We start from the raw sequence: 16,893 nt of genomic DNA on the forward strand, positions 1-16,893 counted from the left end.
TAGGGGGCGTGACACAATCTTGGATCGCTTGATGGATTACCCCCTAATTGAGAGAAGTCTGAGACTGAATGTCGCGCGCCCATGATAAAAATGATGTTTAAGCTTCGTTTCTTTTTTTCCTAATCAATCTTTCCAAATCGCGCGCGCAGGGCGCCCAGACCAACGGCTATCGTCTAAGACAAAGTAAACATCCATCGTATCGATGTAGTGATTGTCTTTGTCTATGAAAGGGAAGACGGTGAGTTTTTTAACGTGTTCTTGGCTTCGCTCAGGCTCACCATCTCGGCTACGCCTTGGCAGTAAGGTAAAGACAGTAGGTGGGGCGAGACGAGATTGAGGAGAGACGGTGGCATTTCCACTGTCTCCGGTATAACCGTATAGGTTGTCTCGAACCTCGTTCATGGTGACACACCCTGAAACGCCGCCGACCTTATCGCAACTGTATTCGCTCTCAAAGCCCGCGCTGCAACCGGTCAGACCTAAGAGTATCGATAGTGAGAACAAAGAATGCCTATTCATGGTTATTCCTCACGCCCAAAGCCCACGTCGCTTAACCCTTGTTGGGTTATTTTTTGCGCTAATGGGTTGATGGGGGCAGTTTGAGTGGTTTGTGGAAGAGAGGGAACGTTGGTGATGACATCCAAGAGCTGGTTGCTGTTGGAGACTTGCTCACGCTGCTCATTAATACGGGTTTCGTATTCATCGGCCAATAGGGGATCTAATGGAAAGCCTTCCAAAAAGACAATATTGACGATGGCACCAGGATTGACTTCCACTATCGGATGATAGAGCTCGGCCAGTTTGATGTAGTAGTCCGCCAATTTGCTGCCAACGCTTTCCGTGGCGCCGCCAAGCAGATTCAACCCAATTTTATCGCTGTTGATGCTTTGACTTGGTCCGAGCGCCGTCGGTGTCGTGGTTTGTGCCAGGGCTTTACCCGCATCACCGACACCTTGCAAGATCCCCGCAATGCCGGCCATTTGAACGATTTTACCGTTTTTCATAATGGTGGTACCGCGAATACCATTGCGCCCAAAGTTAAACACGGTCGCATTGACGGGGATATCGAGAATATCGCCATTAGGGTGGATGCAGCTCATTCTATTGGTGCGAGCGACGCCGCGACTGGATGAGATTTCGCCGTAAACGGCACCGGTGATCGTGCAATTCTTTAATTTGGATTGCTCACCGTTGGGTAAAATCCCCTGATTGACGGTCTGAAAGACAATCGGTGAGGTATCCCCTTGTCCAGAGACGCCCCCATTAGCGTCTGCGCCGCCGGTGATCACGGCGGTCACAAAGGTGCCTGTTGGCACGTAGTTATCGGTCGTGCGACGGGATTGTCTCTCCTCTACACTGGCTTGCCAGTGAAATTCAAAACTATCAAAGGCATCCCCGCTAAAGGCCACATCATCTTGCTCTTGGTACTGGAACTCATTCACCTTGGCGGTATCTATGTTGCTATTAATGGCAGGTCTTGGGGGCAGTTTGTATTGGCCAAAAGTGCTTCCCTGATGGATCTCTACGCTATGTTGATTCGAAGGATCGCCTGCATTGAGGGCTGAGGCTAATTGCGTCTCAAGTTGGACCTTGAGCGCGTCAACTTCATCGAGCTTTTGTTGCATCTGCTGCTCAAGCTCCGTCAATTGCGATGCTTTATCGCGCTCATTGGCTTTTTTAATATTCTCCAACTCAGAGGTTAAGCTTTGTCCAAAGCGACTTAAGGTGCCTTCGAACCGCGCTAAGCTTTGCTCGATTTGGTTGATTTTATCTTGTTGAAACGTCAGGGCGGACTGGTTGTCTTTGTCGGTAAAATCATCGGTGACGACAGCACCAAATCCGACGTCTTGAATGTCCTTGCTTTGCTCTTGGGGAGGCAATGTTAACCGCCAAACAGCAAAAGCCAGGGCGGCAAGCACCAGTAATACCGTGAACGTAATGGTGCGATTGCGCTTTCTTGTTACGGCATTGACCGTGCCACCGTCTTCAAAGTCACCGTCGGTATCTTTGAAGACGCGTTTTTTAAAGCGGTCAAAGGCGTCTTTGGGTTTATCGATCATGGGTGGCGCCTCCTCCGGTAATGAGATAGAGCGTGGTGGTTTGCCCAGGTTTTAACTGATAGGTATCGAGCGCGGCTGAGCGTGCGGAATAGCTGTAGAACTGTGCGGTGGTCAGTGCCATGTCACTGCGGCTTTGATTTTTGAGTTGATAAACCACCCCAGAGTAATCACGGCCAACGAAGACCGTTTGAGGGATGATGGCCAGTGACGCTGCATCTTTGGGTAAGGTTTTGGGGTCAACGTCGTGACGTTTAAAGCCGGCGATGGGGGCGCCATCATGAACAAAACGCATCATGGCTTTGGTGAGCGCTGTCATGGCGGCGGGGTAATCCGCCGCCTGCTCAGTCGGGCTTTGCTGCTCTTTATAGTTTTGCGACCAAACAAACTCCGTGACCAAAGACGGGGTGGCTTTGGGGGTAATAAACAGAGCAAACAATCGCCCTTTTTCTGTCGTCAGGTGCGCGGTAAACGGTAAGGGAAGGTTAATTTTTAAGGTGATAGAGCCGGAAGCGTCTTTTTGGTTGCCCGTTGAGGTACAAAATCCTTTCGGGCAGACGATCGAAATAATACGGTCATTTTTGACCAGCAAACGGTTCACGTTAATGGAAGAGAGTGACAAGGGGATCGTGTCGCCTTCGTCAAACTCATAGCTCACCATAGCGGCATTTTCAGCTAGGGCAAAAGAGGGGATGAAAAAGACCACCCAAAGCGCGATGGACAAAAAATAAAGGTGCCATTGCGGCGATGGGGTGAATGATTGCTCATAAAGATTCATCGGTGTCGACCTCGACTTCTTCAATGGAGAGTAAACCTATGACGCCTTGGTCATAGCTAAAGTTGACTTGATACCACTTCATCTCCGGATCTAGGGCGCGTTGGCCTACGTGCTTTTGGAGTTTCCCATAGAGTTGCACTTGGAGAGTGTTGAGAGAAATACGGACAGACTCGACAGAAAATTGGCTGCTGATGTTGTCTTTTTTAATTACCGTGGCTTCTCGAAGCAACTTAGGTTGAACGATGTGCCAGCTTGTCTCGTCTAAATATTCAAGTAACTGACCAAACTGACGTCCAACGCTGGCTGGCGTAATGTTGAGTTTCAAGTAGAGAAGATAATCCGCCATTTGCTCAAGATAAGGCTCATCGACTGTGCCATCCGAAACCGTAAAGGCTTGAGAGAGGGTGGGTGGGATTAGGGTTCGGCTCTGATGGGTAAGGGCTTGATAACTGGTGTAACCCAACACCAGGTTAGTGATAAGCATGAAAAGAAAGCCTGCACTCAAAAAAAGATTGAGGAGACTTTTGACGGCCAGCTTATCCCGTTTAACAAACGGGTCCATGATGAAGGGTCTCCTTAGAAAATCCAATAGCGACGACAGGCTGAGGGGGTACGCTTAAAGAGGGCGGGGCTGACAAAAGAAGCGCCCCACCAATAAAGTGACAGGGTAACGATATTATCGCCGTATTGTGATTTGATGTAACGCAACCCCCCAAACCAAGCCAGCGATAACGTCAGCCCTATCATTTCGTGTTTAAGCCAGAATGAGAGGCCAAAAATGCAGAGGGCAGGCACGAGTTCATCAACAGGGAACCCGAGCCAGCGGCGACCTTTGTTCATGTGTTTTGGGATAGAGAAAAACTGATGAGGGTCTTCCATTGTGACTCCTTAACCTAAGCCGACGAGTGGCGCTCCAACATTCCACAAGACTGAGCCACCAATGAACCCGCCAACGGCCGCAAACCAGTTACGGCTCATCAGTCCAGTGACGACCGCCCCTGCAAGCCCAGTCCCCAGCATGGCGGTTTCAACCGCAGAGCCTTTGCCCGCCGTGTCTTTCATGGCTTGCTTACCTGACGCGAAGATATCGGCAGCCAGAGCAGGCTGAGTGATAAGAAGTGTCGAAACAGCAACGCCAAGCCCGACAAGGAGGGTGCGCTGGGTGCGTGTTTTCATAATAAGTATCCTTATTGAGTGATAAAATTATCAAGTACATGGTCAGGATGGAGGGAAAGGGGGCTCCCTCCCACATCCTTAAGAAAACATCGAAGACTTCGCGTACTTCAAACCACGATTACGGCTCACATGTTGCTTCCAATTTTGAGCGCTAATGATGGTGTTCTTAAGCTTCCGATAACGTTTTTTACAAGCATTATTTGAAGTTGGGAGAGTGAGACGATTAACTGACTGAGCTTGTTTTTGAACCGCGACCAAATGAACACCCTTCCAACAGAAAGGAAATGCAAGGTGCCCAGTAAAAGGCAACAAAGCGGCAAACGCCATGTGTTCACGCCCAACCGTTCCCAGTTCTTTGACGCTGACAAAATCCCCTTGTTCAACAAAGTGGCCTAATAAACTCGCGGCCTCATCTTCACGACAATATCCGTAGATAATTTGCATCGTCCACACTCCTTGTTAGGGCATTGTTTTGTTCTTTTAAAAAAAACAAAACGATGGGCTCTCTTTCAAGAGCCGTGCTACAAACTGGCTTGAGCATTCTTGTAGTAGAAGGCGCACATCCAAAGGATGTGGTGTCTGGTATTCCCAAGTAACTCTATTTCACCACTCAACCAGCATGCTTAATTGAGTAGAAAAACAGCCTTGGACGTCGCCCCAGAGAGGGCTCCTGAATTTGTTAGGCATATTACGCAGGCCTGCGCCCCTCTGCGGCGCTTTTTGCAATAGTGAAGGCAGCCCACCTTCGAGGCCATCTGAGGTAATAATCCCAGACGGCAATCTGATTCGTTACAGCGACCAATTAGGAAAACGTTTGAGGTGATCTTCTAATCGAAGTTTCCCTTCGCGCTTTTTGGCCCGCTCTGCTCTTTTCGCTGAGAGCGTTAACGTTTTATTCGCCTTTGATGAAAGATTAAAAGCGATACCGACTTCCTTGTTCTCAACCATACATTCTGATTTAAAATTCATACAAAAGTCTTCCTAAATAGAAAAAACCGAAACGCTCTCGTTCAGACCGAAACATCAATGAGTCATGTAATCGCTCACTGGCGTCTAATTTTGTTGGGTTTGTGACTGACTTATCATTTCTTGAATTTAACATAATGTAAATAATACGCATAATAATAAACTATTGATTTTAATAGAAATTAAATGATATTTAACGGAGGGCTTGTTTGAATTTTATATAATTAATAGATTAATTATTTTAATTCCCACCCCTCAATGTGCTATAAATTTTTCTAAGGTTATTTTTTATCTTGTTGTTATTTATGGATTTTTCATATCTGCGCATTATTTACATTATGTTAACAATTAACCATCGAGAGAGCATTTTGAGACTTCGAGATTGAAATATCAGGTGACGACACGCTATAATTGCCTGAGGTCTATAAGGTTAAAACACACAACATTGCTCACTAACCTGTAGTGCCCAATGTTGTGTGTTTTTTCTAGGATTTAGAGTGTGTTAGAGGTGGTACTCTGACTATATAGCACTCGCAAAAAAGCCGACTTTCCAAGAGTAGTCGGCTTTTTTGTGTCTAAAAAACCGGCATTTGATTTCTTTTCCCGGTTGAGATAGCGTGAAATTTCACCGTTTGGACGGCCAATCCAAACACCCCAAAAACCTCTTGGACTTCAAAATATGACCTTGACTCAGCCTTCGCTTGGGCTAACGCCCAGTAGACTCCACATTCTCAATAACACCGCTTGTTTATCCCTTGGGATGAAGCGTTGTGTGTTTTAAACGTGGACGGTGAATGTTATGAAGACGCCTGGACACGACTCCTCCCCTCCCCCGCTCGATAAATCGAGTTACGATGCGGAGTATCGCCGTAAGCGTAAGGCTCGGAAACTGGATTTGATCGAATTGTATCAACGTGTCGTTGAAGAAGAGAACGCACGAAACCCTAAGACGCCTTTTGAGATCGGATTTAAGTCTCGCCGGTTGCTCCGAAGCGGTAAGGTAGAAACCCTACCGCCAGAATACGCGCGGATCTTAAAAGGGTGTGAAGAATTTATTACCAACCCCAATCGTTTCCCGTCACTCAATGCATGGGGCGGTGAAGCGGTGAATAATGTGCAGTGTCGCACCTTAATTGCGAAAGTATTAGCGTGCATTCTGCCGAACACAGACCTCATTGGAGGGCGCATCGGTTTGCCCACAGAAGCGGGATTGAAAACCATCAGCTACGATCAACTTCAAGAAGATTATGCGTTGCGCTTTGGGGAGTTTATTTCGCCGAAGTCCTTTGCGAAAGCGGTGAAGTATCTAAAGCGTGCCAGCTATTTTCACAGTGAGCGGATCAATGTGTGTGTCGACCAAGACGAAGGGACGATACGCAGCGCACCTGCATACAAACAGTTTACCCCTCGCTTCTTTAATGACTTAAAAGTCGTGCGTTACGCCAACATCAGCGAATTGATCCTCGCGACACGGAAGCGTCAGACAAAGAAAGGACTGAGCTTTCAGTGGCTGTCTTTTCGTAAGATCGCGTCAGGGATACAAGAGATCTTCAATGCGTCAACATTAAACACGTACGCTCAATCAACCTCAGCCTTCTTTAGTGAGTATCAACCCGACCTAGCCCCTAATTAAAGGGATATTTTTGTCTCCGCGAAAGCGGAGGGATCAGCACGTCTGAACCTTATCCTACCCTGCTTTATCTCTCATTTTTCTTGTTTTAATCACCGGGTTGTTTAGGGTTAACTTGCACGCTTGGCCTTATTCGGAAAGGATTTTTCTATTCACGATTTTTCATGAGAAAAGCAGTGCAATAAAAGGAGGATAAAAAAAACGGCTAAAATTGTGCTCAATAAGGGGCGGCGCTTATGAACACTACGTATGAAGATAAATAGTTAAATGAATAAAAAAATAAATAATTAAGGACAAGCTAAAAAACGACGCGGAAACTTTCTTTTGTCATACGACAGGCACCTTCTTCGATTTAACGCTAAGTCATGTGGCCCCCTTTCATCATCTCCTCACTTAACGTTCACCTTCATCCGGATGGTATAGCCTAGTAGGGCTAGGGTTTTTAGTGTTGTCTATATGGCAGCATAAAAAGAGCAGTATGGCGCTGTGAGAGACTTTCCTTCTTAATTTCATAAAATGGTCACGGTTCTTATTCAGCAGATTAAGCTTACTGTTTTACAAAATGAATAGGCCCCTGAACGTTAAGGTTAGCGTTTCGATTTATCTGCGTCAGAAGATAATTTAAGCTCAGGGAGCATAAATTAGTATTAGTTCGATGTGTTTCTATTCTTACGCTGTTAGCCTAAAGATCTGATGGGTTAGAAAAAGAGAAAAGGATGGATATGACACTCCCTATTTTTCACTCAAATAACGTTACACATTCTCAGTCAGATTATTTATCTGAGCTCTGGAGGAAGATAGAAAAAAATGAACGTCGTAATCAAAAGGCTGAGCTTAAGGTCGATCAGCTTTTTTCTGAATACGAAAATAAACTGGCTCCCTATGATAAAAAGCTCGACCATCTTCGCTATGTCTGGGTCAAGCACTTGATGTCATTTTTGACCTCAAAAAAACTCAAAACCAATATCCGAAATCGCTTGATGCAAGCGCTTGAACAGGAGTTAATGGACTTACTTGAACGCCCTTTTTTCAATGATAAAGACAAAGTCGAGGCTTTATGCGAAGAGTATGAGGCCTATCATGATAAAGTGTTTAAGAAAGAAAAACAGCAAGCGCTCAATGCAGCTTGTCGCGAATTTGAAAACGGCATGAAGGAGATGTTCGGCGCTGAGATTGATTTACCCCACAAAGAGATCCGCGAAATCCTAGCTTCTGGTGACCCATTCGCCATCGAAGCTTTGATCAGTACCTTAGGTGCTTCTTTTGTTGAACATAATAACGACACGTTTTCACCGCGGGACCAAACCGAAGACGAGTGGGACGATTTTGAATTCGATTATTTTGAGAGTGAAGACGACAACGCGCTTAACCTCAAAGAAATGTTCCGAGGCACTCAACTCAACAAAATGTACAAACGCATTGCGAGTGTTATCCATCCTGATAAAGAGTCTGATCCGTCAAAGAAAGAGGAGAAACATCGTTTAATGCAGATACTGGCGGTAGCCAAACGAGAGAACGATGTGATGACCTTAGTCCGAATGCTGACAGAATATGTCCCCGACTCTGATTACCTTCTCGATGAAGCGACGCTGATGAGAATGAGTCATTTGCTCGAAATGAAGCTCCGAGATTTAAATCAGGCTCACCGTGACATATTTAATCAACAAGGATTTAAGTCTCAAGTCTGGAGACAATTCTCAGCACCAAGCAAGAAGAAGACACAAGCCAAAATGGAAAAGTATATTAAAATGATCGATGATTCGATAGTTTCATTGGAAAAACGAACAAGAAAAATCAACAATATCAATCAACTAAACAAATATTTGAGATCTCTTGCTTTCTATTGAGCCTGTGTTTAAAAAAGAGGCTTAATCCTGACATTTTTAGCCAGTTTACAGTCAATCTGGCCCCTGTTTATCTCACGCAATTAAAGACCGTAAAAAAGCTCTCTAGGATAACGAAGTGATGTGACGGTATTCAGAGTTTAGAGCTATCTCGTTTTAGATTAGGGCTTTAAAGATTCAGTCCGAGAGGAGCATGGTGACTTTTAAATTATGAGTTTCTAGTTGAAAAGACTGACAAAAATCCCCTTTTGAAAAGATTAACAACACTTTTTTTAATAAACTAAAACTTCTGTTAAATAGAAAGAATATATTCATGAGTCGAAACCTTAAACATTATCAAGCCTTTGATGAGATCGTGACGAATGCGCTTCTCGCCCTGTATTTAACGATAAGTCAGCAAGGGGGATATTGGACAGCGAAAAGAAGAAATGAATTTTTGGTAAAATTCATCAAACCAAAAATAAAACACCCTCAGTTTTCGATATGTAAAAATGAGCTAAAGACCATGCTCAGCATTGGCCGTAGTGCAACAGGTAACCTTGAAGAAAAACTATGGAATGCCAATCAAATGAACCTCGAGTATCAAGCCAAATTTTCGCAGGCTGATGAACTCTATATCATGTTAACGGAATTATTTGAGCAGCATCAGTTTCCATCTATGTTAGAAAATCTCGAAAAAGAAATGGAGCGGGATACGCTTTACATGAAAGAAAAAAGTATAGAGCAGGGGTTTGATGAAGATAATAACCAAATTAAACCACTGCCAATGAAGGTGAAAACCCATCGGTTGGAAGCGTTAATTGAAGCGCTGCAAGCCAAAGGCTTTTATCGCGTAGAAGTTGACCATGAAGATGAAGTCATTCACCTTTTATTGCATCGAGAGTGATAACGATTATGCAATTAAAGAGGGCCCTTCTATTTCTCGGTTTTACCTTGGGTAGACTGGTGCCCGACTAAATGCCCAACTTCAACCTTGAATGAAAGCTTTCCCATAGGACAACGCACCCCAAAGCTAGTCTGACCAAGTAGGTCATAACGAGGTAGAGTTTTTTCAATACGCAACTCTGGCTTACGCCTGAACCTTTTAACATTCGCATAGGGTCTTATTCATTTTGCCACCCAAATCCGGATTTAGGTCGAGTATAATGTACAGCGATACTCGCCATTAAAACAACCTGTAACACGGAGCCTTCCATCCTAATGGTAAGGTAAAAATTCACCCAAAACCTTAACGGACGCCAGTTTACAATGCAGAGACACAATCAGAGTTTAGGACTATTTATACTTTTTCTTTATACAGACACAAGTAATCAGCAATCTGCTCTTACGAGGCTGATGGTTATATGAGATATTCCGAAACACCCCCTTTGATTTACATTGTTACTGAAACTCAACTTGAGAGTGCTCTATCCTCTATAGCCACCAAGAACTTACATATTTACTGTGCATTTACTCAGAAAAGTTTGAACACTAAATTAATCAAAGATATTCAGTACAGCCACTTTAAATCCATAAGCTTTAGCGACGCTCAAACTCTCTACCCTCAAGAAACACTTTCGGTTAAAAACAGGGCAAAGTGATTGATGTTAATGAACAGTAAATTATGCGCCAGCTACACGCTAACAATAACCAAAGACTACTCGCTAACGCTTCCAAGCTCTAAATGTGAGGACTCTATGCCGTCCTACGGGCTACGCCCTACCTGCACAGCAGTAACAAAAAGAAAATACTTCGCACTTCCTTTTCCTTACCACTCGGTATTTTTTGATAACGTTAGATACGATTCGACAACTAAACCTTGGCATCATGTCGTGAAGATTAATGGCAGCGTTTTTTTAAGATAGTATTCACATTACCTTGAATAAGTTCGATACGATCAGCTCGTTTACATTCCCAGGTACTCACAGGAAATTGCTTATCCCATGCCATCATTAACTGACGTTGCTGCTTACTCATATTGTAACGAGCGTAAGTCTCTTCCATATACAAGTACGTTCGAGCAATACGACCACGAGCGCTCATCGGCGGCTCAACTTTACGCTCACTAATTTTCATCGCGCACAATCCGAAGTCAGACTGTTCGTTCGGTAGCATCGTAAAATTGTAATTGCTGCGCATCGCATTAACCGAACCAATTGCAGGAAACAAATTATACAAATCAGATTGCATCAGTCTGTATTCTTGATTCGCTTTGTTCGCGCAGCGTCGTCCTTTATAAGCCTGCCCTTTGCTATTGACGCATAACTCATCCCCTTCACGCCATTCAATAAATGTTCGGCCAAAGTTTTCGGCTGGGACGACATGTTCCCACTCCACTTTTTTTGCTCGCTTCTCGTATTTATCCGACTTAAAACCAGGAGGGGGAATGATGAATTTTTGACCATCAAAGCTGGCATTACAATACAATGTTTTTCGATGATCGAAATAAACACTCTGTTCTAACTGCTTTTTAGCCGTACTGAATGATTCAATATGGTTATTTCCTGCAAAGACATAAAGTGGAAATAACAACACTGTAGTAACAAAAGCTCTCTTCATACTGACTTCCTACCTTCCAAATTTATAATTTGACTCGGGCTTGAGGGGGTTCCCACCGCTCCCCCCTTCACGAGACAACAAATACCCGCCATGATCGGCTTGACGATAAGTGGTGCGCATCACGCACCAATCGATTACCATCGAGCCGATAACCATCAGGGTTGTCGAGCTGCCCATTTTTAATCATCGACCACAGCTCCACACCAGCGAGTGTGGCTGTTGCACCTTCATTTGATTTCCATCCCAGGCACTGATGCATCTTACCTTTCACTTTCCGATGGCTCTGCTCGACAATGTTGTTCAGATACTTAACTTGAAGCACTTCAATCAGGTTAAGCATCTTCCCTGTCAGCCAGAGTTGAACATTGATGTTATGCAGCGCTAACGCGTTGGCACCACTCTTATCGATAACCACTTTTTCTGGTAATCCATTATAGCCGAGCCTTGGTAAATAAGGCGCGAGCCGCTTTCTCATCACGGCGATTACAGAGTAAAAAATCAATGACATGACCGTACTTATCAACCGCTCGAGAGTAATATTTCCACTGACCTTTGGCGTTAATGTACGTCTCGTCCATTCGCCACGAAGAAGCGACAGGCTTCTTTATTTTACGAACCAGGTACTCAAGCAAGGGGGCATATTTAATGACCCAACGGTTCAAGGTTGAGTGGTCAACATTGATTCCGCGCTCTGCTAACACCTCTTCTATTTCACGATAGCTTAGCTTATAGGAAATATAGTAACGAACGGACTGCAGGATGATCTCAGAAGGAAAATGACGGCCAGTGAACTTAATAGTCATAATGTTAAAGCCGATGAATGTTGAGGGTAAGCATAACCTACCACCCTTGTTTGCGACAAAACCGCCCAAAGTAAGTTAGTGCTACGAAACCCACTAAACCTCAATAGATTAGAAAAAGTATTTTAATATCTTAAACACTTGTTCACCGCTAGCTCGGCTGCTTAGGAAAAACCTTTACATTAGTTGATATTTGATACCAATCTAGCTTTTCGCTAACCCAAACATGTGCTTGAGGTTCGAAAATATCAGCTGCAGATAGCTCAGTTGGTTTGAGCTTTAATTTAACTGTTTCCGGTGCATCCGGATTGAAATGGTAAATTCTGTTTCCACAATTTGGACAGAACATCGCGCAATTACGATTGCCACTATCAGCTAAACGCTCTCAACTTTTCAGTTGACCAGAAAACTCTATTTTATCGGCATCGACAACTGCTGTGATGCTAAATGGACTAGTAGACAGTTTTTGGCATTCTGTACAGTGGCAAGCAAAAACCATTAGTGGTTTTTCATATCAGTCATAGGTCACTTGCCCGCACTGACATGCTCCTTTAAGTGGATATTCCATTTATTGTTCCTCCTCATAACATATGGCAGCTAACATCGAATTAAGTAACGAGCGACGCTACCATCTAACCTAAGTCATTACACCGTAAACATAAAAATCAACTTGAATTGAAAAATCCGAGAAGTGTGTCTCTCCCCCTGTAAAGGGGGAATTTTAAATTTAATTTCAATAACTTAAGTGAGAATTATAGCCTAAAACCATTTTTATGTAGCTAATATGTAACTTTATAGTTCTACAGACTTAAACTTCACAACAAACTGTTTATGAAACATTTCTGGACAGCAATGAGCCAGCAGCCAAAAGAACAAACGCGAGAACTATTGGTTCTCGCGTAATCATTTAACCTTACCGGTGCGCTTTCTTGCTTATCGGCTTTAAAACTTTCATAACTAACGACTGTTTCCACATACCAATACCTGTTAAAGCAAGTGCTGGTATTAGACCCCATAGCGTAGCTGTAATATATGCTTCATAGCTTCCTAAGGGTGAATAGAAGGCCGCACCAACAAATAGCGCTAACGCTATGTGTACCCATCTCATAACTATTCTTATGTTCTTACCATTCATGACGCTTTCCTTCTGATGTTATTGTAAGTTCCATGATAAAGCTGCTTTATCTATATTCTTATAATTGCGACAAACGGTGTTTACAGAGCGTGAGTGGCTTTGTTGCGTAATTAAATTTAGAGATAGAGCCAACCCGTTTCGCGTATTTCTTAGTCAATACGACAAGTTTCAGGCCTACCTAACCTAGTAAGCTTGTTCAACGCTTTTATCATCGCGTAAGTTTCACCCACCTGGGCATTGTAATTTCTTAAGCTCAATTTCCCTCCTAGCAACTATTTAACTCGATACATCGCTGTTTCTGAGAGTGAACGTTTGTGGTATCCAGACCGCTCTTTCCAATACTTATTTGAGCCATATAACTTCTGGCAACCTACTGCGAGATTTCGAGGGTGACCGTGATCCCAGAAAGCAGCCCCTTCTCTTGGAGGAATAAGCGCAACGGCTCGCTTAAGCTTAATCGCATCGTGACACGCTCTCGTGTCATAAGCGCCATCACCAGACACCTCAAGGATACTTCGGCGGGTGTGTATCAGTAAATTCGGGAGCACTTCTCCATCTGTAACTGTCGATAAACTTAGCTCGGCTGCGATGATTTCATAGGTTGTAGCTGATCAGCTCGTAGGTTCTGGATTCAGTTCCACTGAATTACGCAACAAAGCCGCTGGTTCATCCAATAAGTCCAGCGATACGTAAGAAACTTCACCGCTATCCATTCATTCGAAGCAAAAATGAAGCTTAATAAGGGGTTTAATTACGCCGTAACGGAAAGGGAACAAGTGTGGGCTAGCTCTGCCTTCATAAAGGCGATATTCAATATTGATACCATTTACGGCTAAACTGAAGATGAGAAAACAGCCATCCTAAAACGTATCGTTGTTTTTACAACAGTCCCAAATCAAACACTAACGAAGGAGGCAGATTTAACTGCCTCCAGCTCTAGTCAGGACGAAATAGATATACGTTTAACGTTGTCGTTTTTCGTGGCTTTTCTTGGAATCTGAATGACTAAAAGCCCGTTTTTCATGCTTGCAGAGATATTGTCTTTATCAATATCCTCAGGCAGAGATAACGTTCTTTGAAATGTCCCCATGCTGCGTTCCATGCGGTAGTACTGCTTATCTTTAGACTCTTTTTCCTCCTGCATTTGCCCTTTCACAATCAGTGTATTCGCACTCAACTCAACCTGAATTTCATCGTCTGAAAGCCCGGGAAGTTCGACTGAAATTTCATATCCATTCTCACTGCTGGAAATATCTAATTTTGCTCGATTTGAATAGAGCGCTTGGGGACCGAATAGGTTATTTTCAAGTAATGAGCCTATGGGAGCCCCATGTGAAAAACCTTGGATCCCAAACCGCTGCCATGCTTCTTCAAACAATCTGTCCATTTCATTTTGTAGCTGGATCAGCGAACCTAAAGCACTTTTCTGTGAGGAAGCTATAGTATTCTCGCCGGAAATAACTTCAGAAAACGCTTCATTTCTAGATACCGGAATTTGATTTTTAGAATCATCTTCATGTTTAAACCAATTCCAGGGGGATAATTTTTCGATATTCATAAAAAATCCTCATAATATTATTGACCTTCATAGTTAATAATTAGAAGGTGTACTATACACCCTCTAATTATTTATTTTTTATTGACTTCACCATCATTATAACCTTCGGATTTATGCTCTAGAAAATTACCACCTTGATTAATGGCAATAGATTTAGGCTTTATTTCTTCAGGTATTTCTTTAACCAAAGTAATAGTTAATAAACCATGAGAGAGGTCAGCGTCGGTAACTTCAACATAATCTGCTAAGTTAAATTTACGCTCAAATGTACGGTTGGCGATACTCTGATAGAGATATTTTCTTTCCGGTTCAGAGTTCTTATTACCGCGCACAGTCAGTACACCTTTCTCGACTTGAATATCAAGTTCCTCTTGCACAAAGCCCGCTATAGCCAATGTAATGGCGTAACGGTTCTCGCTAAGAACTTCTATGTTGTATGGGGGGTAACCGCCAACAGATGTTTCACTAGTTAACGCATAGTCTAGAAGTGATGCCAGGCGGTCAAATCCTACACTATTTCGATATAGTGGAGTTAGGTCGATTGAGTTCATAGTATATCCTCCATGAGAAGCAATAAAAATAAAAACAATAGATATAAAATTTTCTATATATACAAATTTTACATTGAATTTATATTATTTAAAATCCGTGTTCAAGTTTGAATTTATAAAATTTTCTTATAATAATATGAGTTAAATATTATTTAATAATAAGAAATCTTTGAGTTTATATTATCTACACCTGATAATTAAGCGGACTTCCTTGCCCGCTTAGATTTTTTACTAAATATGCTCCCTTGACTGCTTATCTGTCATTTGCTCGGAAATCATAGCCTCAGTGGTTATCATTAGCCCAGCAACAGACGCAGCATACTGAAGCGCAGAGCGCGTAACTTTTGTTGGATCAATAATACCCAGATCAAACATATCACCGTACTCTCCTGTAGCTGCATTGAAACCGTCATTCACACCACTGCTCCTAACATTGTTCGCGACGACAGAAGCTTCGTCACCCGCGTTGGTGACAATTTGTCGAAGTGGCTCTTCCATCGCTCTAAGCGCAACACGAATACCAACATTTTGGTCATCATTGTCACCAGTAAGGTCAACCAGCCCTTTCCCTATCTTAGCGAGCGCTACACCACCTCCGGCAACGATACCTTCTTCAACCGCTGCTCGAGTGGCATGCAATGCATCATCGACACGATCTTTCTTCTCCTTCATCTCCACTTCAGTCGCTGCGCCAATTTTAATCACAGCCACACCACCTGCGAGTTTAGCTATTCGCTGTTGAAGCTTTTCTTTATCATACTTAGAAGTGGCAAGTTCGATTTGATTTTCTATCGATTTAACACGGTCTTTGATAATTTGTTCGTTCGCCACCCCACCAACAATCGTGGTTGTATCTTTTGTTATCGTTACTTTCTTCGCGCTCCCTAATTGCTCTAGCGTGATCTTTTCAAGCTCATGACCTAAGTCTTCACAAATCAGAGTGCCACTTGTCAGTACTGCTATATCTTCCATCATTGCTTTGCGGTTGTCACCGAATCCAGGAGCTTTTACAGCGGCAGTGCGCACAATACCACGCATATTGTTCACTACCAGTGTTGCCAAAGCTTCACCCTCAATATCTTCAGCCAGAATCAATAAAGATCGAGTTTGCTTGGCGACTTCTTCAAGAATAGGAAGTAACTCACGAATGTTGCTTACCTTTTTATCAACCATTAGAATGTAAGGATTATCTAGTTCTACTGCTCCGCTCTCGTGATTGTTCATGAAGTACGGAGAAAGATACCCACGCTCAAACTGCATACCGTCCACAACCGCTAACTCATTATCTAAACCCTGACCTTCTTCAACGGTAATGACTCCGTTGCGACCTACCTTCTCCATAGCTTCTGCAATAATGTTCCCAATCAACCTGTCGCTGTTTGCTGAAATACTTCCGACTTGAGTAATTGATTCTTTGTCACTGCATGGTTGAGATACCTCACGGAGCTTATTCACGGCAGCTTCGGTCGCTTTATCAATCCCTCGCTTCAAGTCCATTGGATTCATCCCCGATGCTACGGCCTTTAATCCCTCATTGATTAAAGATTGCGCCAGTACTGTCGCGGTTGTAGTTCCATCTCCCGCTTCCTCATTAGCTTTCGAGGCAACTTGCTTCAGCATTTGAGCCCCCATGTTCTCAAACTTATCCTCAAGTTCAATTTCTTTTGCCACAGATACACCATCTTTCGTGATGACGGGGGCTCCAAATGACTTATCGAGAACAACATTTCGTCCTTTAGGGCCAAGAGTAACTTTAACTGCGTCAGCCAATAGGTTTACCCCATTGAGCATCTTTTGACGCGATTCATCAGCAAATATAACTTCTTTTGCGGTCATGATTTATCTCCTCAAAAATAACTT

General features: G+C 43.3%; 17 protein-coding genes and 2 pseudogenes. 3 read left to right on the forward strand and 16 right to left on the reverse strand.

Going from position 1 to position 16,893, the window contains the following annotated elements; genetic code table 11:
• Positions 1 to 123: 123 nt before the first annotated feature.
• From traV to QQ041_RS19745, 8 genes are all read right to left on the reverse strand, one after another.
• Complete coding sequence (gene traV / locus QQ041_RS19710) at positions 124 to 519, reverse strand: type IV conjugative transfer system lipoprotein TraV (protein WP_171350078.1); 396 nt, start codon at positions 517 to 519, stop codon at positions 124 to 126.
• A 2-nt stretch (positions 520 to 521) separates the two neighbouring features.
• Positions 522 to 2,060 (reverse strand): TrbI/VirB10 family protein, encoded by a 1,539-nt coding sequence (locus tag QQ041_RS19715; RefSeq protein ID WP_132785210.1) that lies wholly within the window; start codon positions 2,058 to 2,060, stop codon positions 522 to 524.
• Positions 2,050 to 2,835, reverse strand: coding sequence for a type-F conjugative transfer system secretin TraK (gene traK, locus QQ041_RS19720; protein ID WP_080967332.1), 786 nt, complete (start codon positions 2,833 to 2,835; stop codon positions 2,050 to 2,052). Before traK ends, QQ041_RS19715 begins: the two co-directional genes overlap by 11 nt.
• Positions 2,822 to 3,397 carry a type IV conjugative transfer system protein TraE gene (traE, locus tag QQ041_RS19725; RefSeq protein WP_048662546.1) on the reverse strand — a complete coding sequence of 192 codons (576 nt, stop codon included), beginning with the start codon at positions 3,395 to 3,397 and terminating at the stop codon, positions 2,822 to 2,824. The genes traK and traE overlap by 14 nt, the downstream gene beginning before the upstream one ends.
• 14 nt (positions 3,398 to 3,411) lie before the next feature.
• Positions 3,412 to 3,714, reverse strand: coding sequence for a type IV conjugative transfer system protein TraL (gene traL, locus QQ041_RS19730; RefSeq protein WP_048661540.1), 303 nt, complete (start codon positions 3,712 to 3,714; stop codon positions 3,412 to 3,414).
• A 9-nt stretch (positions 3,715 to 3,723) separates the two neighbouring features.
• Positions 3,724 to 4,011, reverse strand: a complete 288-nt coding sequence (gene traA / locus QQ041_RS19735) for a type IV conjugative transfer system pilin TraA (RefSeq protein ID WP_048661539.1) — start codon at positions 4,009 to 4,011, stop codon at positions 3,724 to 3,726.
• Between the two features lie 78 nt (positions 4,012 to 4,089).
• Positions 4,090 to 4,455, reverse strand: coding sequence for a hypothetical protein (locus QQ041_RS19740; protein WP_048661538.1), 366 nt, complete (start codon positions 4,453 to 4,455; stop codon positions 4,090 to 4,092).
• Positions 4,456 to 4,800: 345 nt separating this feature from the next.
• Positions 4,801 to 4,980 (reverse strand): TraY domain-containing protein, encoded by a 180-nt coding sequence (locus tag QQ041_RS19745; protein ID WP_048661537.1) that lies wholly within the window; start codon positions 4,978 to 4,980, stop codon positions 4,801 to 4,803.
• A gap of 796 nt (positions 4,981 to 5,776) precedes the next feature.
• Here QQ041_RS19745 and QQ041_RS19750 point away from each other — a divergent pair.
• The 3 genes from QQ041_RS19750 (at position 5,777) to QQ041_RS19760 (ending at position 9,337) form a co-directional block, all read left to right on the forward strand.
• Complete coding sequence (locus QQ041_RS19750; protein WP_048661255.1) at positions 5,777 to 6,610, forward strand: hypothetical protein; 834 nt, start codon at positions 5,777 to 5,779, stop codon at positions 6,608 to 6,610.
• A gap of 713 nt (positions 6,611 to 7,323) precedes the next feature.
• A complete protein-coding gene (locus QQ041_RS19755; RefSeq protein ID WP_285954883.1) occupies positions 7,324 to 8,454 on the forward strand; it encodes a hypothetical protein in 1,131 nt (376 codons plus the stop codon).
• A 310-nt stretch (positions 8,455 to 8,764) separates the two neighbouring features.
• Positions 8,765 to 9,337 carry a DUF2913 family protein gene (locus QQ041_RS19760; RefSeq protein ID WP_237300742.1) on the forward strand — a complete coding sequence of 191 codons (573 nt, stop codon included), beginning with the start codon at positions 8,765 to 8,767 and terminating at the stop codon, positions 9,335 to 9,337.
• 932 nt (positions 9,338 to 10,269) lie between these two features.
• Here QQ041_RS19760 and QQ041_RS19765 read toward each other — a convergent pair.
• From QQ041_RS19765 to groL, 8 genes and pseudogenes are all read right to left on the reverse strand, one after another.
• The gene (locus QQ041_RS19765) at positions 10,270 to 10,989 is read right to left on the reverse strand and encodes an endonuclease (protein ID WP_171388291.1); all 720 of its coding nucleotides are present in this window, start codon (positions 10,987 to 10,989) and stop codon (positions 10,270 to 10,272) included.
• A gap of 67 nt (positions 10,990 to 11,056) precedes the next feature.
• Positions 11,057 to 11,792 (reverse strand): IS6 family transposase gene (locus QQ041_RS19770; RefSeq protein WP_285954884.1). Its coding sequence is split into 2 segments (ribosomal slippage): positions 11,057 to 11,429 and positions 11,428 to 11,792, totalling 738 coding nucleotides; the frame shifts between segments, so codons are not numbered across the junction.
• 148 nt (positions 11,793 to 11,940) lie between these two features.
• Positions 11,941 to 12,357 (reverse strand): annotated as a pseudogene (locus QQ041_RS19775) (GFA family protein).
• Between the two features lie 345 nt (positions 12,358 to 12,702).
• On the reverse strand, positions 12,703 to 12,924 hold the full coding sequence (locus QQ041_RS19780) for a hypothetical protein (RefSeq protein ID WP_285954885.1): 222 nt from the start codon (positions 12,922 to 12,924) through the stop codon (positions 12,703 to 12,705).
• A gap of 149 nt (positions 12,925 to 13,073) precedes the next feature.
• Positions 13,074 to 13,529: pseudogene (locus QQ041_RS19785) on the reverse strand (IS5 family transposase); the annotation flags it as partial.
• Between the two features lie 335 nt (positions 13,530 to 13,864).
• Positions 13,865 to 14,482, reverse strand: a complete 618-nt coding sequence (locus QQ041_RS19790; protein WP_285954886.1) for an Hsp20/alpha crystallin family protein — start codon at positions 14,480 to 14,482, stop codon at positions 13,865 to 13,867.
• A gap of 71 nt (positions 14,483 to 14,553) precedes the next feature.
• Positions 14,554 to 15,033: an Hsp20 family protein gene (locus QQ041_RS19795; RefSeq protein ID WP_285954887.1), complete on the reverse strand. Its 480-nt coding sequence runs from the start codon at positions 15,031 to 15,033 to the stop codon at positions 14,554 to 14,556.
• A 231-nt stretch (positions 15,034 to 15,264) separates the two neighbouring features.
• Complete coding sequence (gene groL / locus QQ041_RS19800; protein ID WP_285954888.1) at positions 15,265 to 16,869, reverse strand: chaperonin GroEL; 1,605 nt, start codon at positions 16,867 to 16,869, stop codon at positions 15,265 to 15,267.
• Between the last annotated feature and the right edge of the window lie 24 nt (positions 16,870 to 16,893).

This window comes from Vibrio sp. TMPB1044 (assembly GCF_030442075.1).
GTDB classification, from domain to species: Bacteria; Pseudomonadota; Gammaproteobacteria; order Enterobacterales; family Vibrionaceae; genus Vibrio; species Vibrio satsumensis.